This window comes from Parasphingomonas zepuensis (assembly GCF_036663735.1).
GTDB lineage: Bacteria > Pseudomonadota > Alphaproteobacteria > Sphingomonadales > Sphingomonadaceae > Sphingomonas.
The window spans coordinates 817,914-841,184 of the sequence record NZ_JAXOJO010000002.1 but is presented as its reverse complement, the minus strand read 5'-3'; the positions used below and the strand labels follow the sequence as shown (position 1 = coordinate 841,184).

The 23,271-nt window shown below is 64.8% G+C and carries 18 protein-coding genes and 1 tRNA gene; 10 read left to right on the top strand and 9 right to left on the bottom strand.

What is annotated here, in order from left to right:
• Nucleotides 1–43: 43 nt before the first annotated feature.
• The 6 genes from U1769_RS10270 to folE all read right to left on the bottom strand — a co-directional run bounded on the left by U1769_RS10270 (nucleotide 44) and on the right by folE (nucleotide 5,368).
• Nucleotides 44–529 carry a low molecular weight protein-tyrosine-phosphatase gene (locus U1769_RS10270; protein WP_332715352.1) on the bottom strand — a complete coding sequence of 162 codons (486 nt, stop codon included), beginning with the start codon at nucleotides 527–529 and terminating at the stop codon, nucleotides 44–46.
• 359 nt (nucleotides 530–888) lie between these two features.
• Entirely contained in the window at nucleotides 889–1,176 is a 288-nt protein-coding gene (locus U1769_RS10265) for a hypothetical protein (RefSeq protein WP_332715350.1), read from the bottom strand.
• Between the two features lie 188 nt (nucleotides 1,177–1,364).
• Entirely contained in the window at nucleotides 1,365–2,882 is a 1,518-nt protein-coding gene (locus tag U1769_RS10260) for a glycosyltransferase family 39 protein (RefSeq protein ID WP_332715347.1), read from the bottom strand.
• Between the two features lie 712 nt (nucleotides 2,883–3,594).
• A complete protein-coding gene (locus U1769_RS10255; protein WP_332715344.1) occupies nucleotides 3,595–3,963 on the bottom strand; it encodes a dihydroneopterin aldolase in 369 nt (122 codons plus the stop codon).
• Entirely contained in the window at nucleotides 3,956–4,741 is a 786-nt protein-coding gene (locus tag U1769_RS10250) for an SDR family oxidoreductase (protein ID WP_332715341.1), read from the bottom strand. The genes U1769_RS10255 and U1769_RS10250 overlap by 8 nt, the downstream gene beginning before the upstream one ends.
• A 6-nt stretch (nucleotides 4,742–4,747) precedes the next feature.
• Complete coding sequence (folE, locus tag U1769_RS10245; RefSeq protein WP_332715339.1) at nucleotides 4,748–5,368, bottom strand: GTP cyclohydrolase I FolE; 621 nt, start codon at nucleotides 5,366–5,368, stop codon at nucleotides 4,748–4,750.
• 228 nt (nucleotides 5,369–5,596) lie between these two features.
• On the opposite strand from folE, the gene U1769_RS10240 reads away from it, so the two are divergent.
• Both U1769_RS10240 and U1769_RS10235 read left to right on the top strand, forming a co-directional pair.
• Nucleotides 5,597–8,209 (top strand): TonB-dependent receptor, encoded by a 2,613-nt coding sequence (locus U1769_RS10240; protein ID WP_332715337.1) that lies wholly within the window; start codon nucleotides 5,597–5,599, stop codon nucleotides 8,207–8,209.
• Nucleotides 8,210–8,388: 179 nt separating this feature from the next.
• Nucleotides 8,389–8,661, top strand: coding sequence for an SWIB/MDM2 domain-containing protein (locus U1769_RS10235; RefSeq protein ID WP_332715335.1), 273 nt, complete (start codon nucleotides 8,389–8,391; stop codon nucleotides 8,659–8,661).
• 46 nt (nucleotides 8,662–8,707) lie between these two features.
• Here U1769_RS10235 and U1769_RS10230 read toward each other — a convergent pair.
• The 3 genes from U1769_RS10230 to U1769_RS10220 all read right to left on the bottom strand — a co-directional run bounded on the left by U1769_RS10230 (nucleotide 8,708) and on the right by U1769_RS10220 (nucleotide 10,802).
• Nucleotides 8,708–8,784: transfer RNA gene (locus U1769_RS10230), tRNA-Arg, on the bottom strand.
• Between the two features lie 99 nt (nucleotides 8,785–8,883).
• Nucleotides 8,884–10,110 carry a dipeptidase gene (locus tag U1769_RS10225; protein WP_443030322.1) on the bottom strand — a complete coding sequence of 409 codons (1,227 nt, stop codon included), beginning with the start codon at nucleotides 10,108–10,110 and terminating at the stop codon, nucleotides 8,884–8,886.
• The gene (locus U1769_RS10220; RefSeq protein WP_332715332.1) at nucleotides 10,107–10,802 is read right to left on the bottom strand and encodes a helix-turn-helix domain-containing protein; all 696 of its coding nucleotides are present in this window, start codon (nucleotides 10,800–10,802) and stop codon (nucleotides 10,107–10,109) included. The genes U1769_RS10225 and U1769_RS10220 overlap by 4 nt, the downstream gene beginning before the upstream one ends.
• A gap of 120 nt (nucleotides 10,803–10,922) precedes the next feature.
• Here U1769_RS10220 and U1769_RS10215 point away from each other — a divergent pair, with 120 nt between their 5' ends.
• The 8 genes from U1769_RS10215 to U1769_RS10180 all read left to right on the top strand — a co-directional run bounded on the left by U1769_RS10215 (nucleotide 10,923) and on the right by U1769_RS10180 (nucleotide 23,263).
• Nucleotides 10,923–12,926, top strand: a complete 2,004-nt coding sequence (locus U1769_RS10215; protein WP_332715330.1) for a serine hydrolase domain-containing protein — start codon at nucleotides 10,923–10,925, stop codon at nucleotides 12,924–12,926.
• Nucleotides 12,926–13,939 carry a dipeptide epimerase gene (locus U1769_RS10210; protein ID WP_332715327.1) on the top strand — a complete coding sequence of 338 codons (1,014 nt, stop codon included), beginning with the start codon at nucleotides 12,926–12,928 and terminating at the stop codon, nucleotides 13,937–13,939. The genes U1769_RS10215 and U1769_RS10210 overlap by 1 nt, the downstream gene beginning before the upstream one ends.
• Nucleotides 13,936–15,204, top strand: coding sequence for a peptide MFS transporter (locus tag U1769_RS10205; protein WP_332715325.1), 1,269 nt, complete (start codon nucleotides 13,936–13,938; stop codon nucleotides 15,202–15,204). The genes U1769_RS10210 and U1769_RS10205 overlap by 4 nt, the downstream gene beginning before the upstream one ends.
• Before the next feature lie 97 nt (nucleotides 15,205–15,301).
• A complete protein-coding gene (locus U1769_RS10200; protein WP_332715323.1) occupies nucleotides 15,302–17,503 on the top strand; it encodes a TonB-dependent receptor in 2,202 nt (733 codons plus the stop codon).
• Nucleotide 17,504: 1 nt separating this feature from the next.
• Nucleotides 17,505–18,560: an N-acetyltransferase DgcN family protein gene (locus U1769_RS10195; protein ID WP_332715321.1), complete on the top strand. Its 1,056-nt coding sequence runs from the start codon at nucleotides 17,505–17,507 to the stop codon at nucleotides 18,558–18,560.
• Nucleotides 18,548–19,672, top strand: coding sequence for a YkvI family membrane protein (locus tag U1769_RS10190; RefSeq protein WP_332715320.1), 1,125 nt, complete (start codon nucleotides 18,548–18,550; stop codon nucleotides 19,670–19,672). The genes U1769_RS10195 and U1769_RS10190 overlap by 13 nt, the downstream gene beginning before the upstream one ends.
• On the top strand, nucleotides 19,669–21,243 hold the full coding sequence (locus U1769_RS10185) for a serine hydrolase (protein WP_332715318.1): 1,575 nt from the start codon (nucleotides 19,669–19,671) through the stop codon (nucleotides 21,241–21,243). Before U1769_RS10190 ends, U1769_RS10185 begins: the two co-directional genes overlap by 4 nt.
• A 46-nt stretch (nucleotides 21,244–21,289) precedes the next feature.
• On the top strand, nucleotides 21,290–23,263 hold the full coding sequence (locus tag U1769_RS10180) for a serine hydrolase domain-containing protein (RefSeq protein WP_332715314.1): 1,974 nt from the start codon (nucleotides 21,290–21,292) through the stop codon (nucleotides 23,261–23,263).
• Nucleotides 23,264–23,271: the final 8 nt, after the last annotated feature.

The following is a 23,271-nucleotide window of genomic DNA, read 5'->3' as shown; positions in this document are numbered from 1 at the left end:
GACGACTCGATGATATTACGGGTATATCCGTAGTATCATCGAGTCAATCATCGCCACTCTTCACGCTTCCCATCAGCGCGACGATCGCCTGCGCCGCGGCGCTCACCTCGGCCCAGGTCAGCTCGAACCCGGATTCGTCGCCGAAATAGGGATCCCGCACCCCCTCGCCGGCCCGGCCCGGCACCAGGTCGAGCAGCAGGCCCACCGCCGCCGTCGCATCGCCCGGCGCGATCGCCATGAGGCTGGCGAGATTGTCGCGGTCGAGCGCGAGGATATAGTCGAACCGCCGGAAATCGCCGGACTCGACCTGGCGCGCGCGATAGTCGGAGATGTCGATGCCGTGGCGCAGCGCCGTGGCCTGCGCGCGTCGGTCGGGCGGGCTGCCGACGTGCCAGTCCCCGGTTCCGGCGGAGTCCACCGTGATCGCCCGCCCGATCCGTACCGCCTCCGCCCGCAGCGCCGCCTCGGCCAGCGGCGACCGGCAGATATTGCCGAGGCAAACGAACAGGATCGAAGGCAGGTCGGGCATCCCCAGCCAGATAGGCGAGCCCGGCGGTAAAGTCATCGCCGCCGGACCGTACGCTTGTGCGGGTCAACTTCCGCAAATGGCGGCGTGGATAGTCCTGGTCGAACCCGGTGCGGTCAAGTGGGCAAGGTCGGCTGGCTTTGGGTTTCACCGAGGACTCAACGCCTTGGGTTCGGCGTCCTCGGGACGGTAAGCTTTCGCTCGAAATGGCGCTGTGCGCCCTGCAAGCACGCTGGCCGCGCGCTGCCGGACAATAGCGTGGACAAAGCGGACGAATGCCTTTTCGGCGGCCCCGCCTTAGCCGAAACAGCTGGTCCGGATGAATTGCAGCCGATCCTGTTCACGCCACCTTTTGTGGGTTCTCAGCTGAGCCAGAGCCTTTCAGTCCAGGTACGGGCGGATTCCGCCTGGGCATTGAGCGCGACCCAGAACCCATGTCGATATCGCCCATTCCAGACATAGGTGTCGATCATGATCAGGACAATCAGCGCGACCAGAGCCCATAGGACCAGTTCAAAACCATCGGCCCGTTCCCGTACCGGCCCGTCTTCGCCGGGCTGGCGACGTGGAGCGACACCACCGGGTTGGACTTCATGATAGAGTGGCCGGGCATGTCCGGATGCGCGGCGTTTCTGCATTCTGCGTGCCACAGCGATCACTCCCGCGGATTTACAGACCGGCTGACAATGCCACCCACCGGTTAAGAAATTCTATGCGAACGGACTTAGCGGCCGATGCCCCTCGATCGCCCCCAACGGATCCCTTAGCGCTGTATTTAGCGCGCGCCGGGAATGCTCAATCCCCACAGCGCCGTATCGGCATTCGGGACCGGGCGCCTCTACCGTGACGATGGCATCGGAGCATAGATGCACAAGATCGGAACCGGCTTCTCTGCGACGGCGATATGATGCGATCGCATCCAGCGGAGGAAGCTCGGGTCACTTTGATAGAACCGCGCCTCCCGCAGCGGCGTCCCGTGTGGGCCGCTCGTATCGACATTCGCGCACGAACCTTTGGCAAGCCCGAGCACCGGCAGGCGAGGTGCGCTATCGGGAAGTGGCAGATCCCTTACAGCTGGAACGAGCGCGAAGGTCCGCCTGGTCCATTCGTCCACCGCCAATCGGCCACGCTGTGCCGATGCCCAGTGCTTGGCCGCCATTGAGGCGCGGGAGAGATCGATCGCATCGTAGCTGAGGAGAAGCGCGCGAAGGGCCATCAGCGCCAGAACCGCCCCTGCAAGCAGCGGGGGCGCCGCCCGTCCGCGATTGGCGCAGATCACACCGATCACGGCGGCTGCGACGGCAATCTCGAACAGGAACATGCGGGGTTTGGGATCAGTCGCAAGGACGAAGGTTAGCACCAGAAAGTGGATCAGCGCGGCTGCCGCCGCCCAGGCGAGCCACCCCATCGGATCGCGCGTGGCAAGGTCCTTGCGCCGTGCGAAGAAGAGCAGAACCGCACCGAGAAGCGTCAAGCCGCACTTCGGGTCGGCGAGCAGATTCAGCAACGGGTCAACTATCCAATGGACCTCGATCCCCATGCTGCGGCGCCAGTTCCGGATGAACTCGATGTTCAGGAGCGCAGATTTGCTGAGGTCGACTCCGGGTGGCAGCTCCGTTGAAGGAATTGCGGTATGGTGCAGGGAAAGGGACCAGCCGAGCACGGGGTCGCCTGCAATAAGCCCGTAAAAACCCCCATCTGCCGTCAGGACGGCGAGCATGCCCAGCGCAACCGGGAAGGCCAGAGCCCGCCGCGACCGCGGCAGCGCCAGCCACCCCAGGGCCAGCGGGACGAGAAAGGCAAGCGCTGTCGCGCGCGTGAGAATGGCAAGGCCGAGTGCGACACCGCACAGGGCTGCCGCCTTGAAACTACCCCGGTCGAGCGACACCTGGCCTGCCAACAGCGCCGCAAGCACCCAGGCAAGTTCGGGAATATCCACCGAGGGCTGCAGGATCGGGCCGAAGAAGGCCGGCGTGAGCACGAGCGCCACGGCGGCCCACATGGCCGCGGACCCGCCAAACCGCTTCCTCACATTCTCGGCCAGCAGGATCGTGGCGACGACGGCGTAGAGGAATGGCACGATCGCGACGCTCGACCGGCTCTCCCCGAACAGAGCGAGCGCTCCGGCAAGGGGTGCCACGAGCGGCCAGCGGGTCGCCCAGTGCGTTGCGGGAACGCACACGCCATGCTGCACAAGACACCTGGCCGCTTCCAGATAATACCAGTCGTCGCCCCCGCCGCCGAGATATCCGACCGATCCGAAAATCGGCAGCACGCTCAGGATCAGGACCGCCGGCGCCCAACTGGCCATCCCGACGCCAGAACCAGGGTATTTTGGCACGGCTTTGTTACTCATGTGGCCCTTCGCTGGAACTAGCCGAAAGCGTGGAGCGGGGCCGGCGTCGGGGGAGACTTCGCGCGATCCGACCGGGGGCAAACGGCTAACGATATGGTGAAGTGCGGAATCTGTGGTCTTTCGGGTTACTGATCCAGATGGCTGTGCGCAGCAGGCATGTTGGGACGGGTCAGGTTAATAAACCTCTTTCCTGTGTCCCGTCGCACCGCTCTGTCGGCCGCGGAAATCGCGCTGTCCGCGCGCAGCGCCGCCGCGGCCAGCAGATATTGCCGAGGCAGACGAACAGGATCGACGGCAGGTCGGGCATCCCACCCGGAGAAGCAAGCCCCGCGGTAAAGTCATTGCCGCCGGATCCCGCGCCCCCGCCTGATTCAACCTTTTGCAGTTCCCTGCTCAACTCGCACGAGCCCCGCCTGCGGGTTGGATCGGAGGTTCAGGCCATGAACGGCGGCGTCAAGAAATACGGCACTAATGGACATGCCATTGACATAAGTCGGGAAGTAAAATGACAATGGAGTATCAATACGATCTTCGGCACCGGCTCGCTATCGTACAGAAACCCCTCAGTGCAGGAATGGCGCTATTCGACAACGGTTCGACAAGCGCCAAGAAAAGCTTCAAAACGCGCCTCTCGCAAGCGGGTGACATAAATCGGCGGTTACTTGGCGAATTTCCGCAAAGCGCGACGACTCCCAACAGCTATTCGCGCCGGTTACTGCGGCCGTTCCCGCACGATCTCGCACCCGACCGCAGCATCCGGATAAATATCGGGCTTCAGCGATCGCACCGTCACCCGCGCCACCCGCGCATCGGCGAGGCACAGCGCCGCAACCGCCTCGCACAGGCTCTCCTGCAGGTGGAAATGCCGCCCCGCCGCCAGCGCGCGGATGCCGTCCCGCACGAAATCATAATCGAGCACTTGCTCGATCCGGTCATCGGACGGCGGCGCGGGATAATCGACGTCCATCCGTACGCTCACGATCACGCGCTGCGGCCCGGCCAGCTCCTCGGCGTGCACGCCTAGCCCCATGACGAGTTCGAGCCCCTCCAGGATCGTCGTGAATCGTACGCGCTCAGCCATGCGCCACCCCCTGCCCGTGCTGCCCCTTTCGGGTCTCGAACATCACGTCGCCGTCGCGCGGCAGAAAATGCTGGCCATTGTCCACGAAGATATTCTGCCCGGCGATGCCATGCGCCGTCAGCAGGAAAGCGACCGCCTCGGCAATGGCCGTCACCTCGACCGGACGCCGCAGCAGATTCTCGTTCGCCACCGCGCCGAATTCGGCCTCGCTCTGGTCGAGGCTCGGCAGGGAGAGGCCGGGCGAGACGGCGTTGACCCGGATGCGCGGCCCCAGCGCCTGGGCGAGCATCGGCGTCGCCCCGGCCAGCGCGATCTTGCCGCAGCTGTAGGAGAAAAAGTCGGGGTTCAGATTGGCCACCTTCTGGTCGAGGATGTTGACCACCGTCCCTGTCGCCAGATCGTCCTGCGCCGCGAGGGCAGAGGCGAGCAGCACCGGCCCCTCCACATTGACCGCCAGATGCTCGCGCAGCAGTGCCGCGTCGGTCAGCGGCGGCCGGTCATAGGCGAACAGCGAGGCATTGTTGACCAACGCGGCCAGCGGGCAGCCAAAGGCTGCGCGCGCCTGCGCCACCAGCTGCGCCGCCGTCTCCGGCCGGGCCAGGTCGCCGGTCAGCACGCAGGCCCCGGGCAATTCGGCCGCAAGGGCTTCCGCATGCTCGGGCGAGTGATGGTGATGCACCGCGACCCGCCAGCCGAGCCCGGCGAGATGCCGCGCGATCACCGCGCCGATGCGCCGCGCCGCGCCCGTGACCAGCACCGTGCGGTCAGTTCCGCGCATGGTCGTTCAATAGCCCATCAAGGCGAGCACTTCCTTGCGGCTGCGGTCGTCCTCGCGGAACACGCCCATCATCCGGCTCGTCACCATCGACACGCCGGGCGTACGCACGCCGCGCGCTGTCATGCAGGCGTGGCTCGCCTCGATCACCACCGCGACGCCATCCGGCTTGAGATTCTCCCAGATGCAATCGGCCACCTCGGCGGTCAGCCGCTCCTGCACTTGCAGGCGCCGGGCGAAGGCGTGCAGCACGCGCGCCAGCTTGGAGATGCCGACGACATAATTGCCCGGCAGATAGGCGATATGTGCCTTGCCGATGATCGGGGCCATGTGATGTTCGCAATGCGACTGGAACGGGATATCCTTCAGCAGGACGATCTCGTCATAGCCGCCGACTTCCTCGAACACGCGCGACAGATGATGCGCGGGATCGTCGCCATAGCCCGAGCAATATTCCTTCCACGCGCGCGCCACGCGCTGCGGCGTGTCCAGCAGACCCTCCCGACCGGGATCGTCGCCCGACCAGCGAATCAGAGTCCGCACGGCCTCGGCTACTTCGTCGGGCACAGGAATCTTGGGTGTTGCAGCGACGAGGTCACCATTTTCCGGTCCAGCGGGCCGATGTTCCATACTCATTTCTCTAGGCCTTGTTCGAACTTGCCGTTACGGCAACCATGCTCTTGGCGATTTCAGTTCTATTTCGAAACTGTTTCATTTGGGCAACTACTCTGTAAGCCCGCCGCTTTCCTTCATTCCCCATTGACGGTTGATTCCCATGGACGCAGACTTCGCATACCAAAAATACGAACAGGGCTCAGGCGGCAACAGACCGGCGGGCCGGCCAGAGGGGATGTCATCATGAAGAAATTCGAACTGCTCGCGGCGTCGGCTATCGCACTGTTGTCCGCAACGCCAGCCCTGGCGCAGACCACGCCGGCTCCCGCGGCCCCGCAGGACGAGCAGGTCCTGACCGATAGCGACGACATTATCGTCACCGCGACCAAGCGCGAACAGACGTTGCAGGACGTGCCGATCTCCGTGTCGGTCACGGGTGTCGAGACGATCGAAAAGGCGCAGATCCGCGATCTGATCGATCTCCAGTCGGTCGTGCCCTCGCTCAAGGTCGCGCAGTTCAACGCCGCGGGCCAGACCAACTTCATCATCCGCGGCTTCGGCAACGGCAATGGCAATGACGGCATCGAAAGCTCGGTCGGCGTCTTCATCGACGGCGTGTACCGGTCGCGCTCGGCCTCTGCGCTTGACGATCTGCCCGAGATCGAGCGTGTCGAGGTGCTGCGCGGTCCGCAATCGACCCTGTTCGGCAAGAACGTGTCGGCCGGCGCGATCAGCATCGTCACCAAGCGCCCGGCGTTCGACTGGGGCGGCAAGGCCGAGATCAGCATCGGCAATTACAGCCTGATGCAGACCAAGGCGACCATCACCGGCCCGCTCAGCGATACGCTCGCCTTCCGGGTGTCGGGCAGCCTCAACGAGCGTGACGGCTATTTCACGAATTTGACGACCGGCAACGACGTCAACAATCGGCATCGCTGGTCGGTCCGCGGCGACGTGCTGTTCGAGCCATCGTCCGACTTCTCGGTCCGCGTGATCGCCGACTATAATCTGATCAAGGAAGTGTGCTGCGGCGTCACCTCGATTTACAACGGACCGGCGACCCAGGCCATCAAGGCCCTCGGCTTCCCCGTCTCCGACACCACCCGGATTTTCGACCGGGACGTCATTTTCAACACCGACCCCTCTAACCGCGTGCGCGGCATGGGCATTTCCGGGCAGGTCGACTGGAATGTCGGCATCGCCAAGCTGACCTCGATCACCGCCTATCGCAACCAGATCAACCAGTCCGATCAGGACGTCGATTTCACCGGTGCGGACATCGCCAACAACCGGACGGCGAACGAAGCCAAGACCTTCAGCCAGGAACTCCGCCTGACCTCGACCGGGGATGGTCCGCTGAGCTGGCTGGTCGGCGGCTACTACCAGGACGAAAAGCTCGACACCGGCCGCGACATCCGCTTCGGCAAGGATGCACGGGCGTTCGTCAACGCCCTCTCCCAGGGGCTGATCACAGGGCTTGAAACGCTGCAGGCGGCCGTCGGCACGCCCGGCGTCGTCCCCGGCAGCACCTATTTCATGCCCGGCCAGGGCATCGCCGACAATTATCGGCTGAAACAGCGCTCCTACTCGCTGTTCGGCCAGGTTGATTTCAAGGTCACCGATCGCCTGACCCTGACTGGCGGCCTCGCCTATATGAACGATCGCAAGAAAGCGGTGTCGAACGTCGTGCTCAACGATAAATTCTCGGCGCTGAATCTTGAGAATATCGCCGGGCTTGGCTTCATTCCCACGGCCCAAGCGGCGATGAACCCGACGTTTGCGGGGCTGCTGGGCTGCCTTCAGCAGAAGGGCTATACTCTCGGCGCCACGCTCCCGGTGAACTTGTTCGGCGCAAGCCTCGGGGCTTCGCTGCCTGGGCCGGGCTCGACACCGTGCCCGGCGTCTGCGGCGAGAACGAACCCCTTCGCGCTCAACGCACTCCAGTTCTTCTACGCCAATTCACCGGTGCACGGCCCGGTGAATTATCCCAACGCCAATGAATCGGGCATCATCAAGGGTGACAAGCTCACCTATGCGGCGCGCATCGCGTACGACCTGGATTTCGTGAACGTCTATGCCAGCTATTCGACCGGCTGGAAGGCAAGCGCGATCAACCTGTCGTCGGACAGCCGCCCGCCGCTCAACGGCGTCGGCCGATCGGCCGCGCCGGAGGAAGTGACGGTCTATGAAGCCGGCCTGAAAGCCAAGTTCCGCGGCGGCTTCTTCAACCTCGCGGTGTTCAAGCAGGAGATCAAGGGCTTCCAGTCCAACGCCTTTACCGGCCTCGGCTACAGCCTGGTCAATGCCGGCAAAGAATCGGTTCGCGGGTTCGAGGCCGACGCCGCCTATCGCCCGTTCAACGCCCTCTCGCTGACCGGCGCGGTCACCTATCTCGATCCGAAATATGATTCCTTCACCGGCGCGGCCTGCGTGGCCTATGATACGGTGCGTTGCCCGGTCAATCCGACGACGGGCCTGCGACCGTCCTTCCGCGACTTGTCGGGTGAGCGGCCGGCGGGCATTCCGAAGTGGAGCTTCTCGACCGCGGCCACGCTGTCGCATGAATTCGACAGCGGCATCGGCGCCTATCTGCGCGGCGAGTTCAACTATATGAGCGACTTCCAGCTGACCGAGACGACCCCGCCGGAGCTGTCGACCTATGGCTCGCAGCAGGTCAACGCCAGCTTCGGCATCACCAGCCGCGGCGCGCAGCTCGAGCTGATGTTCTGGGTCCGCAACCTGAACAAGGACGATTCCCTCATCTCCACTTTCCCCACCGTCGCGCAGGACGGCAGCTATAGCGGCTATCCCAACCAGCCGCGCACCTATGGCGCGACGTTGCGCAAGACCTTCTGATCAAGGAGGAAGCCGCAATGGTCGCACTCCCGTCGCAAAACCGCTCCAGCCGTCCCCTCTCGGGGCACCGATGGCATTGTAAGGAGTGACAATCCCGAAAAGGCGGCGCACAAGCGGCGCACGCTGAAGCAGGCGTGAAACCGATGTCGACATGAACGACACATCAGGAAGGACAATTTATGGCGAAGACACCCACGGCAGCTCCCAAGACCGGCGGCATCCATGCACCGGTGCAGCCGTCCCCAGAGCTGGGCGCGATCGTCGGCAACGACCGGCTGCCGCGCAGCCAGGTGATCAGCAAGGTGTGGGAATACATCAAGGCGAACAACCTGCAGAACCCCGCCAACAAGCGCGAGATTCTGGCGGATGCAAAGCTTGAGAAGGTGTTCGGCCGCAAGTCGTGCACGATGTTCGAAATGAACAAGTACATCGCTGCGCACGTAAAGGCGTAAGCGACCCACGGGACACTCGGGCGAGCACTGGCCGCGCAAGCGGTGCTGGTGCCCCCGAGTGGACTCGAACCACCGGCCTGCGGTTTAGGAAACCGTCGCTCTATCCTGCTGAGCTACGGGGGCACCCGTCAAAAACCGCGGAAATCCGCGGCTTTCGCATCTCTGGCGTGTTCGGATTTGGTGGTCAAGGAAAAACCCCGGCGCCCATAGGGGCGCCACGGTTCAGCGCGGAGCAGCGTCCTTGACCCGCTCCGCCGCCCGCATCACCCTCAGCACATTGCCGCCGGCGAGCTTGGCGATATCCGCGTCGCTCCACCCTCGGCGCATCAGCTCGGCGAGCAGCGCCGGGTAGGTCGCGACGTCCTGGAGGCCGTCCGGGAGCGTCTCTCCGACCCCGTCGAAGTCGGACCCGAGCCCGACATGATCCACACCAGCCACCTGGGCGATGTGCACGATGTGATCCGCCACCTCGGACAAGGTCACCCGCGGCGCCGGATGCGCCTTGAGCCAGGCGGCATAATCGGCCTCGGCCTTTTCCGGTTGCCCAATGTCGAGGCCATTGAAAGGCGGCGAGTTCAGCCGACTCTTCTCCGCCACCGAATCCGCCGACCAGCGGCGATAGGCGTCGGAAACATAGGCTGGTGCATAATTCACCATCACGACGCCGCCATTCGCCTTGACCAGCTTGAGCATCGCGTCGGAAACATTGCGCGGATGGTCGTCGATCGCCCGTGCGCTCGAATGCGAGAACATGACGGGCGCCCTGGTCACGGTGAGCGCGTCGCGCATCGTCGCCTCGCTGACATGGCTGAGATCGACGAGCATGCCGAGCCGGTTGAGCTCGCGCACGACTGACCGCCCGAACTCCGTCAAGCCGCCATGCTTGGGATTGTCGGTCGCCGAATCCGCCCATTCGATGGTGCGCGAATGCGTGAGCGTCAGATAGCCGGCGCCCAGCGCAGCATAGCTGCGCAGCACCGAGAGATTGCCGTCGATCTGCCCCCCGCCCTCGACGCCGATCAGGCATCCGATCCGGCCGGAGGCATGGGCACGAACGATATCGTCGGCCGTCCGCACCATCATGAAGGTCTGCGGATAGCGCGCAGCGATCGACTTCACGAGATCGATCTGCTCGAGCGTCTGTTCGACCTGCTCCTTGCCGGGCAGATCGGGCGCCACCCAGACCGACCAGAACTGCGCGCCGACCAGGCCTTTGCGCAACCGCGCTATGTCAGTGTTGTAGCGGACGGGGTTTTGCGACAGATCGTTCAGATCCTTCGTCCACCGCGCATCGCCCTCGCGTTCGCGCAGCGCCTCAGGCCAGTCATTATGCCCGTCGATCAGCGGCGTTGTCCGCAGGACGCGGGCGACACGCGCCTGGTAATCCTGGGCCAGCGCCGGGGTGGCAATCGTGGCTGCTGCGGACAGCAGCAGGAGGAAGCGCTTCAACGCCCTTTCCTGACGCGACGATCAGCGCTTGGTGCAGCACCGCCATCATTCGCCGCGGTGGCGCCCTGGCGCTGTTCCTCGTGGATAGTGAGCAGCGATTCCATCAGTTCCTCCTCCGCACTCGACATCACCGCCAGCACCTCCGCTTCATCGCAATCCTCCGCCGCGAGATAGGCGTGGCCCATGCTCGAGTCGATATAGAGGGCCTGACCAGGCTCCAAGGTGACCGAATCGTAGAATTCCGTGTGGACGACGACCTTGCCACTCAGCACATAGAGAAACTCTTCGCCGCTGTGCCGGACGAGATCGCCGAACTGTTGCGCCGACCGCGCCCGGATCTTGGTGATCACCGGAATCATACGTTTGCGGCGCAGCTCGGTGCAGAGATAATAATAATCATAATTCGGCGTCTCGACGCGAACCGATCGCGCGACATCGCCCAGGCTGCGGCGCGCCGTGACCGGCTGGGCCGTTTCCTCGTCGGTTTCCGCGAACAATTCGGACATTCTCAGCCCGAGCCGCTGCCCCAACTGCTGCAGCTTGTCGTACGTCAGGGTCAGGCGATCATGCTCGATCTTGGACAGCGTCGACACCGGAATCCCGGTTTTCGCGCTCATCTCCTTGAGCGTCCATCCCTCCCGCGCGCGCAGGCCACGTAACAGGACGCCAAGCGTCGGCGAAGGAGTCGACAAGGAAGACCTTTCTCAGCCATTGACGAAATTTCCAATCAGGATAAAACCGTCCCAATTGGAGCAACCCAACGATGGTATCGAAACCGGAATGGCTCCGCAATGGGTAAGGGGAGAAAGTCGATGCGTTTGGCAAGGCTGGCCGCGATCGCGGCGGCGCTGATAGGCAGTGTAGCGACTGCTCAATATCCTGCCGTGCCGGGGCCGGCATCCCCCGCCCCGATCGTCGCCCCACTCCCCACTGCGTCGCAGCCGTCGACGCCCGGCGCTCGCCAGCTGACAGGCGCCGATGTCGAAACATGGCTCGACGGCTATCTGCCCTACGCCCTGCACAACGGCGATATCGCGGGCGCGGTCGTCACGGTGGTCAAGGATGGCCAAGTGATCGCGGCGCGCGGCTATGGCTATGCGGATATCGCCAAGCGTCGCCCGGTCGATCCGGCGAAGACGCTGTTCCGGCCTGGATCGACGTCGAAGCTCGTCACCTGGACGGCGGTGATGCAGCAGGTGGAAGCGGGCAAGATCGATCTCGACCGCGACATCAATACCTATATCGATTTCAAGATTCCGCCGCGCAACGGCCAGCCCGTCACCATGCGTCAGATCATGACTCATACCGGCGGCTTCGAGGAAGTGCTCAAGAACATCATCTTCTACGATCCGGGCAACAACACCTCGCTCGAAGTCTATCTCAAGCGCTGGGTGCCCACGCGGATCTTCGATGCCGGGACCACGCCGGATTACTCGAATTGGGCAACCGCGCTGGCGGGCTATGTCGTCCAGCGCGTGTCGCACATGCCGTTCGACGATTATGTCGAGCAGCGCGTGTTCGCGCCGCTCGGCATGCGCACCGCGAGCTTCCGCCAGCCGCTGCCCAAGGCGCTGCAGCCGCTGATGGCGACCGGTTACGACCGCGCTTCCCTGCCCCCCAAGGGCTTCGAGTTCGTCGGCCCGGCGCCGGCCGGCTCGCTGTCGGCTTCGGGCCTCGACATGGCGCGCTTCATGATCGCGCATCTCGACAATGGAAAAGGCATTCTCAAGCCGGAAACCACGGCGCTGATGCACGACAACCCGCTCGATCGGGTGAATCCTAAGTCGCTGATCCCGCCGCTCAACCGGATGGAGCTCGGCTTCTTCGAAACCAACATCAACGGGCGCAAAGTGATCGCCCATCTCGGCGATACCGATAGTTTCCACACCTCGCTGCATCTTTTCCTGGCCGACCATGTCGGCTTCTACGTGTCGTTCAACAGCGCCGGGCGCGAGGGCGCGGCGCATGTCGTGCGCGGGCAGTTGTTCCAGGATTTCGCCGACCGCTATTTCCCGTCGACCGAGCGCGACGGCCGGGTCGATGCGAAGACCGCCGCTGAGCATGCGCGGATGATGGTTGGCCATTGGGAGGTCAGCCGCCGCTCGGTGTCGAACTTCATCAACATCCTCAATCTCGTCGGCCAGACGGAAATCACGCTCGACGACAAGGGTGAGCTGATGGTGCCGGCGCTCAAGGGCCCGGGCGGTGCCGTGCAGAAATGGGACGAGATCGCGCCGTTCGTGTGGCGCGATCGTACCGGGCATGATCGGCTCGCCGCGCAGGTGGTCGACGGCAAGGTCGTCCGGTGGAGCTTCGATCTGATCTCGCCCTTCATGGTCTATGATCGCGTACCGGCCATCCGATCGGCCGCATGGCTGCTCCCGGCGCTCTATGCGAGCATCTTGGTGCTGCTGCTGACCGTCCTCTACTGGCCGGTGAGCTGGCTCATCCGCCGACGCTATGCCGCGCCCATCGGCGTGACGGGTCGGGCGTTCAAGGCCTATCGCGCGACGCGCATCATGGCGCTGCTGGTGCTGGCGGTGCTGGGCGGCTGGATGGCGGCGATCACGATGCTGTTCGGCGATATCAGCATGTTGACGGCCGGCGCCGACACTCTGCTGTGGTTCCTCCAGATCTGCGGCGCGATCGTCTTTGTCGGCATGGTCGGTATTGCCGCCTGGAATGCATGGCTGACCTGGCGCGACGGACGCCGCTGGACCCGCAAGCTGTGGAGCCTGCTCATCCTCCTCGCTGGGCTGATCGTCCTCTACACCGCCTCGGCCTACAGCCTGCTCGCGATGACGGTGAATTACTGATGGCGCGCCTCTCGCTGAGCGTCGTCACCGACACGCTGAAACTGGCCCAGCCGTTCCGCATCGCGGGCTATGTGTTCGAAACCGCCGACGTCCTCGTCGTCTCGCTCGATGACGGTGTCCAACGCGGCCGCGGGGAGGCGGCGGGCGCCTATTATCTCGGCGACGACCTGGCCAATATGCGCGCGGCGGTCGAGGTCGCGCGCGATGCCGTCGAGGCGGGCCTGACCCGCGAGGAATTGCGCGGGGTCCTTCCCCCCGGCGGAGCGCGCAACGCGATCGACGCTGCCTTGTGGGAACTGGAGGCGGCCCGCGCCGGTCGGCCGGTGTGGGCGCTTGCCGGGCTGGACGCCCCGCCCCGCCCGATCGTCACCACTTTCACGGTGAGCGCCGACACGCCCGAGGCGATGGCGGCCACGGCGATCGGCTATGCCGGTGCGAAGTCGATCAAGGTCAAGCTGACCGGCGCCGTCGACCTCGATCTCTCGCGGGTCGCGGCGATCCGCGCGGCACGGCCCGACGTATGGCTTGGGGTCGATGGCAATCAGGGCTTCGTACGCGGCGATCTCGAAGCGCTCGTCGCGGGGCTGGTCGAACACCGGGTTTCCCTGCTCGAACAGCCGCTGGCGCGCGGCTGCGAGGCCGAACTGGAGGGTTTCCATTCGGCGATCCCGCTGGCGGGCGACGAGAGCCTGTTGTCGCTGGCGGACGTGCCCGGTGCCGTCGGGCGGTTCGACGTCGTCAATATCAAGCTGGACAAGTGCGGCGGCCTTACCGAGGGATTGCTGATGGCGGCCGAGGCACGCCGGCTCGGGCTCGGCGTGATGGTCGGCACGATGATCGGCACCAGCCTCGCGACCGCGCCGGGTTTCATCCTCGGGCAATCGGCCGACTTGGTCGATCTCGACGGGCCGACCTTCCTCTCGCGGGATCGCAGCCCCGCGGTCAGCTATACTGACGGCATGCTCTACGCCGGGCCTGAAGTGTGGGGCGCGGGAGAGCCCGTTCCGGCATGACCGATCAGCGTACCTGGTTCGGCCAGCCGCGCGGCCTGACCATCCTGTTCCTCACGAACATGTGGGAACAGTTTTCCTACTACGGCATGCGCGCGCTACTGGTCTATTACATGACCAAGCAGCTGATGATGGCGCAGGTTTCGGCTTCGGTCGTATACGGCGCCTATACGGCCTGCGCCTATTTCACGCCGATCATCGGCGGGGTGATCGCGGATCGCTGGCTGGGCAAGCGACGGGCGATCATCACCGGCGGCCTGGTGATGGCCGCCGGCCACTTCATGATGGCGTTCGAGCCGCTTTTCTATCCGGCACTCGCGACCATTGCGCTTGGCAACGGCCTGTTCCTGCCGAGCCTGCCGAGCCAGATCGACGACCTGTACGAACCGGGCGATCCGCGCGTCGGATGGGCGTACAATGTCTATTATGTCGGGGTGAATATCGGCGGCTTCCTTGCCCCGCTGGTGTGCGGCACGGTAGGGGAACTTTATGGCTGGCATTGGGGCTTCGGCCTTGCCGGCATTGGGATGCTGACCGGGCTCTGCGTCTATATCTGGGGCCAGCGCTATCTCCCGGCACAGGCGAAAGCGCCGCCGGTTCAGCAGCAACAGGCGACGCCGCGGGGAAGCTTTCCGCGGGATACGCTGCTCCTGCTAGCCGCGATCGCCCTCTCGGTCACCGTGTTCCGCGGCGCCTATGAACAGGTCGGCAACACCCTGCCGCTCTGGGCCGATGCCGGCGTCGATCGGCATGCCGGCACGGCGGTCATCCCGATGACCTGGTTCCAGTCGCTCAACCCGTTGCTGGTGATGGTGATGACGCCGCCCTTGCTGGCAATGTGGCGCCGTCGTGCGGCACGCGGCGGGGAAGATCGGCCGGCACGCCGGATGGCGGTGGGCGCGGCGATCGTGGCCCTCGCCTATCTGCTGCTCACGGCGCTCGCGGCGGCAGGCGGGACCGCCCACTGGCTGTGGCTGGTCCTGTTCTTCCTCCTGCTCACGCTGGGCGAGCTCCACATCCTCCCCACCGGGCTGGGTCTGTTCGCCAGGCTCGCACCGCGTGGGCTCGGATCGACCACTGTCGCCGCGTGGTTCCTCGCGAGCTTCGCCGGCAGCCTCGCGGCGGGGCTGGTCGGGACTTTGTGGAGCCAGACCCGGCATGCCGACTTCTTCGCCATCCTGGCGGCGCTCGCCGCCGTCGCCGCCGGCCTGTTGTGGCTAATCGACCGGTTCGAGCGTGGCGTGCGTCGACGCGCCGAATTGGGTTGACAGTTTTCTATTCAGGACAAATACTCCTGAAATAATAGATATTCGCTCAGGGATGGCTAAAATGAGAAAAGCGCGGTTATTTTTGTCCGTTTCCACCATGGTTGCCATCCTGGCGCCGGTCAGCGCAGCGATGGCGCAGACGTCGCCCGATACGAAGCGCGCCTCCACGGGCACCGAGAATCCGGATGACATCATCGTGACCGCGCAGAAGCGCGAGCAGCTGCTGATCGACGTGCCGCAATCGGTCAGCGTCGTCTCGGGCGCGGCGCTGGAGCGGCAGCAGGCGACCAATTTCAAGGATTATCTCAAGCTCGTCCCTGGCCTGCAGCTCAATCAGTCCACTCCCGGCTTCGGAAGGCTGGTATTGCGCGGCGTCAACACCGGTGGCGTCGCTTCCACCGTCGCCGTGTATCAGGACGAAACGATCTTCGGCTCGTCGACCGGACTGGTCAACGGCGCGATCCTGGCAGGCGATTTCGACACGTTCGACATCGCGCGGATCGAAGTGCTGCGCGGGCCGCAGGGCACGTTGTACGGCGCGAACGCGCTGGGCGGCATCCTGAAGTTCGTCACCAACAAGCCCGACACGACCAGGATCGAAGCGCGCGGCCGCGCCAGCGTCGAGGCCACGGAAGGCGGCGGAGAATCCTATATGGGCAGCGCGGTTCTCAACGTGCCGCTCGGCGATAAACTGGCCGTGCGCGCATCGGGCTTCTATCGCAATCTTGGCGGGTTCATTGATTCGGTCGGCACCGACGGATCGGACGTCGCCAAGGAGATCAACCAGTCGAAAAGCTATGGCGGCCGCGCTTCGGTCCTGTTCAAGCCGGTCGATGACTTCTCGATCCAGTTGAGCGCCTATCTGCAAAACCTGGATGTGAAGGCGAGCGACAGTGTCGACGCCGATCCGATGACCGGGATCACCGCCTATGGCACGCTTACCCAATCGCAGTTCGTGCCGGAATTCAGCGACATCCGGTACCGTGTCTATAGCGGGATCCTGGATTACGATTTCGGCTTTGCCAGCCTCGTCTCCGCCACCAGCTACAGCACGCTGCGGCAGAATTTCCGTTCCGATTACACCCCGATTTACGGCGCCCTGGTCGAGGGAGTGTTCGGCGTGCCGAACAATTTCTTCCAGGACCAAACGACCAAAGTCGATCGCTTCACGCAGGAAGTACGGCTGGAATCGGGCAAGAGCGATGTCTTCGAATGGCTGGTCGGTGGCTTCTACACGCATGAAAAAGGTCTGATCGATCAGACCTTCGTCGCCTCCACGCCGGGTACGGTAACGCCGATCGCCGGCCTGCCCCTGCTCGGCATCGCGCAACTCAACTCGCGATACGAGGAAATCGCCGGGTTCGCCAACGGCACCCTGCACCTCGGCAGCCGCTTCGACGTGACGGTCGGTGGCCGCTACAGCCACAACCGACAGCGCGTGGACCAGTCCGCCGATGGCGCCCTGGCGGGTGGGCCGTTGACGCTGCCGACCGCACGATCGAAGGAAGGCGTGTTTACCTATTCGGTCGCGCCCCAATTCAAGATCAGCGACAATGTGTCGACCTATGCCCGTGTCGCCAAGGGCTTCCGTCCCGGCGGGCCGAATTCGCTCACCCCCGGCGCGCCGCCCGAGCTTCGCACGTTCAGGTCGGATAGTGTGATCAGCTACGAAGTCGGGGTGAAGGCGCAAACGGCCGACCGCACTTTCTCGATCGATGCCGCCGCATTCCGCGTGGATTGGAAAAATATCCAGGTGTTCGGCTCGATCGGTTTGTACAACCTCAATTTCAACGGCAAAAGGGCACGCAGTCAGGGCTTCGAGTTCACCGCCACGCTCAAGCCAACACCCGGGCTGACGGCGTCGCTCAACGGCGCTTATACCGATGCGAAGCTGCGCGACGATACGCCGCCCGAAGTGGGCGGCCTCGCCGGAGACAAGCTGCCCTATACGCCGCCGTACAGCGTCGCCGCCAATGTCGATTATCAATGGGCGCTGGGGGGCACCACGGAGGCCTATGTCGGGGCATCGATCCGGTCGCTGTCGAGCCAGCCCGCGACGTTCAATCGCGGGCTGCGCGATGCCAACGGCCGGCAGCCGTCGATGCGCGGCTATGAAGTGGTCGATCTTCGTGCCGGCGTCACCAAAGGCCCCTACTCGCTCGAGATCTACGCGAAAAATCTGACCAACAGCGATGGCAAGACATCGCTCGACTATAACGGCAATGTGCCGCTCGGCCTCGCGGACGCGGGCGTGATCCGTCCGCGCACGATCGGGATAACCTTGGGCGCAGGCTTCTAAGGTGACAGAGCTTTTGTCACTGGAGCGTTCAGCGCGGGAGGGCGGAATCCATGCCCTCCCCGCGCCTTATCTCCTGTTCCTGGGCGACACGGTCGAACCGGGATTCGCCAAGACGGCGTTCGGGCTGCGCGACTGGGCTGGGGAGCGCTGCCTGGGCGAATATGCCCTGCCGGCAGCCTCGGTCACGACCGGGCTGCCGCGCATGACGCCAGCGGAGGCGGCTGCCCGGGGCGCTCGCGCGATGGTGGTAGGGGTGGCGAATCCCGGCGGGCTGATCCCTCCGTCATGGATACCCGCCCTGCTCGCCGCACTGGAGGCGGGCCTCGACCTGGTTGCCGGCATGCATGTGCAGCTGGCGGACATCGCGCCGTTGCGCGAACTCGCCGCACGGCGCGGGCGGCGCCTGATCGATCTGCGCGTGCCGCCGGCCGATCTCCCGGTCGGAAACGGGCGCAAGCGCACCGGGCGGCGCCTGCTGACGGTGGGCACCGATTGCGCGCTCGGCAAGAAATATACCGCGCTCGCCATTGCCCGCGGCCTGACAGCGCGCGGCGTCGATGCGACCTTCCGCGCAAGCGGCCAGACGGGGATCATGATCGCCGGCGAGGGTATCGCGATCGACGCGGTGATCGCCGATTTCGCCGCAGGCGCCGCCGAACTGTTGAGCCCCGACGCCGCGGCCGACCATCTCGACGTGATCGAAGGCCAGGGATCGCTGTTCCATCCGTCCTACGCCGCTGTGTCGCTGGCGCTGCTGCACGGCAGCCAGCCCGATCTGTTTATCGTCTGCCATCAGCCGGGCCGCGAGATCATGCTGGGCGCGCCGGGCTATGGCGTGCCCCCGATCGAAGCCGTCATCGAACAGACGCTGATGCTGGGGCGGCTGACCAATCCCGCGATCCGCTGTGCCGGCATCAGCCTCAATACCGCGGGGATGGAACAGGACGCAGCGGAGCGGGCGATCGCTTCGACGAGCGCCCAGCTCGATCTGCCGGCCGCGGATCCGATCCGGGGAGGCCCCGCGTTCGAACGCCTGCTCGACGCATGCCGGGTTTGAGCCCCGCGACGATCGATCGCTTCCGCCGGTTCGTCCTGCCCGGCCTCGCCTTCAAGGCCGTGGTGATCGGCGGCGGCTATGCGACGGGGCGGGAGATCGCCGAATTCTTCCTGCCGGCAGGCCCCTGGGGCGGGCTGCTCGCGATGCTGCTCGCCACGATCATCTGGGCGATCGTGGCCGCGGCGACTTTCGCCTTCGCGCACGCAACCCAGGCACAGGATTATCGCACCTTCTTCAAGGCGCTGCTCGGGCGCGGGTGGATCATATTCGAGATCGCCTATGCGATCTTCCTCATCCTGATCCTGGCGGTATTCGGCGCGGCGGCAGGCGAAATCGCGGCGGCCACCTTCGGGGCGCCGCCGATCGCCGGGACCCTCGCATTGATGATCGGCATCGCCGCCTGCGTCGCCTTCGGCAATACCGGCGTGGAGCGCGTCTTCCTGTGGGTGTCGGCGCTGCTGTACGGCACCTACGCCATATTCCTGCTGCTGGCGCTGAGCGGCGTCGGCGAGCGGATCGCCACGGCGTTCGCCATGTCGCCACCGCCGCAGGGTAGCTGGGCTCTGGGTGGCCTCACCTATGCCGGTTACAACATCGTCGGTGCGGTCGTGGTGCTGCCCGTCACGCGGCATTTCCGCTCTGGTCGGGATGCGGTGGCCGCCGGCCTGATCGCAGCACCGCTCGCCATGCTGCCGGCGCTGCTGTTCTTCGTCAGCATGACGGCATTCCTGCCCGATATCGCGAACGCAGTGCTCCCGTCGGATTATATCCTGAGCCGGCTTGGCCATCCCGTCTTCCACATCGTCTTCCAGATCATGATCCTCGGCGCCCTGCTCGAAAGCGGGACCGGCGCGGTTCACGCGGTCAACGAACGCATCCTGCATTCCGGCGGCCGCAGGCTGGTCCTGTCGCCCGCCGTCCGTGCGCTCGCGGCGATGGCGCTGCTGGTCCCCTGCATGCTGCTCGCCGAGCGCATCGGCCTCGTGACCCTGATCGCGTCGGGTTACCGCGCGCTCGCCTGGATCCTGATCGCCATCTATGTCCTGCCGTTGCTGCTGATTGTCGCCTATCGACACTTCACGGGCACGGCCACCCAGCCGGAGGCCCTATGAACAGGTTATCAGCTTTCGCCCTGCCCCTGGCGCTGCTTGCCGCACCGGCGGCCGCCGAGCTTCCCGCCGGTTTCGACGCGCGGGTCGAGGCGCTGCGCAAGGCATCGGGCACGCCGGGCATGGCCGTGGCGATCGTCGAAAACGGCAAGGTCGTGCTCGCCAAAGGCTATGGCGTGCGCAAACTCGGCGCTCCGCAGAAGGTCGATGCCGACACGATCTTCACGATCGGATCGACCGCCAAGGCCATGACCGCGACGGCGCTTGCCACGCTCGTCGATGCCGGCAAGCTCGGCTGGGACGACAAGGTGATCGATCATCTGCCCGGCTTCCAGATGTACGATAGCTGGGTCACGCGCGAAATGACGGTGCGCGATCTGCTGGTGCATCGCAGCGGCCTCGGGCTCGGCGCGGGCGACCTGCTCTACATTCCGCGCGGCAGCTATTCGCGCGCCGAGATCGTCAGGCGCCTGCGCTACGTGAAACCGGCCACGAGCTTCCGCAGCGGCTATGCCTATGACAATGTGCTCTACATCGTCGCCGGCCAGCTGATCGAGGCAGTCAGCGGCCAGAGCTGGGAGGACTATCTCCGCGAGCACGTGTTCAAACCGGGCGGCATGACTCATGCCGAGGATGAGTTCACGCGCATCTTCACCGTCGCCAACCGTTCCCAGTCGCACGCTCGCTATGGCGGTGCCGTGCGCGGGACGGGCGAGATGCGGATGCTCGACGAGCGCGATCACCTGCCCCAGGCATCGGGGCCCGCCGGCCTCGTTGCGGCCAGCGCCAATGACATGGCGCGCTGGCTTCAGATCCAGCTGGCGCAGGGTGCAGTGCCCGGCGGCGGACGGCTGTTCAGCGAGGCCCAGGCCAGGGAGATGTGGGCGCCCGTAACGCCGATTCCGATCGCCACCCTTCCCGAGCCGGTCTCGGGCACGCAACCGACCTTCCAGTCCTACGCGTTGGGCTGGGAAGTCCGCGACTATCACGGTGCGAAGATCGTCTGGCATGCCGGCGGGGTCTATGGATCGACCTCGGTCGTGGTGCTGATCCCGGAAAAACAGGTCGGCTTCTCGATCGAGCTCAACAGCGAAGAGGCCGAGCCGCGCCATGGGCTGATGTACGAATTGCTCGATCACTATCTCGGGCGGCCGAAGCAGGACTGGCCCGCTCGGTTCGGCGTGTACCGCAAGCAGCGGATCGCCGCGGCCGAGGCGGCGGTTGCGGCCAAAACGACGGCGCCGGCAAAGATCGGTCCGTCGCTGCCGCTCGACCGCTATGCGGGCCAATATGTCGACCCCTGGTATGGAGTGCTGGCCGTCGGCACTGACGGACGGGGCCTGACCGTCGACTACACGCCGACGCCGCGGATGAAGGGGCGTCTCGAGCATTACCAGTATGACACGTTCATCGCGCGGTTCGACGATCCGGCACTCGAAGCGGCGTACCTGACTTTCGCACTCGATGCCGAGGGCCGTGTATCGCGGATCACTGCCGCACCCGTGTCTCCGATCGCCGATTTCAGTTTCGACTATCGGGATCTGGCGTTCGAACCGACTCAAACGACGAAATAGAGCGCAGCCGGTGCGCATCATATCGAGGCTTTCGAAGGGATAGATGATGACCAGGAAGACAGGTTTGATCGCTCTGCTCGCCTGCATGCTGGCGGTGGCACCGGCGGGTTCGCAACCGCAACAGCCGGTGGGGCCCGCACCGGCACCGGCAGTCGTGCCGCCCGTCGCGGCCGTCCCCACGCCCGGAACGCCCGCGCTCACGGCCGCCGATCTCGGCGCCTGGCTCGACGGCAATCTCCCGGCCGCGCTGCTGCAGGGAAAGATAGCCGGCGCGCAGGTCGTCGTGGTCAAGGATGGCCAGGTCCTCGTCAAGAAGGGCTATGGCTATGCCGACGTCGCCGCCAAGAAGACGATGGATGTCGATCGCACGCTGATGCGCATCGGATCGACCTCGAAGCTGTTCACCTGGACCGCGGTGCTGCAACTGGTCGAGGCGGGCAAGATCGATCTGAACGCCGATATCAACCGTTATCTCGATTTCCGGATCACGCCGAAGAGTGGCCGGCCGATCACGATGAACGACCTGATGACGCACCGCGCCGGATTCGAGGAGGGCCTGAAGGATCTCCTCGCGACCGATCCGGCCCGGCTCAAGACGACCGAAGCCTATCTGAAGGAGAATCAGCGCCCTCAGCTGTTCCCGGCTGGTGCGGTGCCGGCCTATTCCAACTATGGCGCGGCGCTCGCCGGCTATATCGTGGAACGCGTGTCCGGCGAGCCGTTCGCCGCTTATGTCGAACATCACATCCTGACTCCGCTGCAGATGCCCCGGACGACTTTCGTCCAGCCCCTGCCCCGCGCCCTCGCCGCGTCGATGTCCAAGGGGTATCACCAGAGCAACATGGCACCCGGGCCCTTCGAACTGGTCGAAACGGCGCCGGCAGGCAGCGCCAGCACGACTGGCGGCGATATGGCGAATTTCATGATCGCGCTTTTGCAGGACGGGCGCTTCGGGAACGGGCAGATCCTGCGTCCCGAAACGGCGGGCCTGACTCGACGTCCGGTGATCCAGCCTCAGCCCGGCTTTGCGGCCATGGCGCACGGCTTCTTCAACGAACGTCGCAATGGCAGGCTTGTCGTCGGTCATGGCGGCGATACGATCGTGTTCCACACGGACATGAACCTGCTGCCCGAACAGGGAGTCGGTTTCTTCGTCAGCTTTAACAGCCGCGGCGAGAATGACGCCGCCTACGGCGCGCGCCAGCGGCTGTTCGATCTGTTCATGGATCGCTATTTCCCGGCACCGCCCGCCGTGACCCCGGCGGCGATCGCCAACGCTGCGGACCATGCCGAAGCGATCGCGGGCCACTACGAAGGCTCACGACGCGTTGAAACGGGCTTCATCAGTCTGTTCTACCTGATTCAGCAGGACGCGATCACGGCGAATGAGGACGGCACGATCAGTGTCTCGTCGATCGAGGACAAGAAGTTCCGCGAGATCGCACCCAACCTCTGGCGAGAGGTGGACGGCCCAAGACAATTGCTCGTCACCGAGACGGGCGGCCGCCGAACCATCGTCGATAGCGCCAACCCCATTTCCGTGATGCAGGCCGTCCCCGCCGTACGCAACTCGACGCTCAACATGCTGGTCGGCGGCCTGTCGGTCCTCGTGCTGCTGGCAACGGCGTTGCTCTGGCCGGTCGCCGCCGGGTTGCGCCGTACCTATCCGGGGCGGGCCGTCGTGACCGGACGTGCGGCCAGGCTGCAGTTTCTGACTCGCCTCTCGGCGGTCGGCGACCTCGCCTATCTCGGGGGCTGGTACATGATCCTCGCGCCGATCCTGCAGAGCCGGGTGGAGGTCTACAACGCCGGATTGGACGGCTGGATCAGGGCGCTCCAGATCGCGGCCATCATTCCATTGGCGGGCGCGGTGATCGGCGTGTGGAATGCGGGGACGACGTTCGCCACCGGACGGGGCTGGACTGCCCGGGTGCGGAGCGTGATCGTCGCCGCTGCGCTGATCGGCATTGTATGGGTGGCCTGGATGGGCAATCTGATCGGCTTCAATCTCAACTATTGAGATCGGGC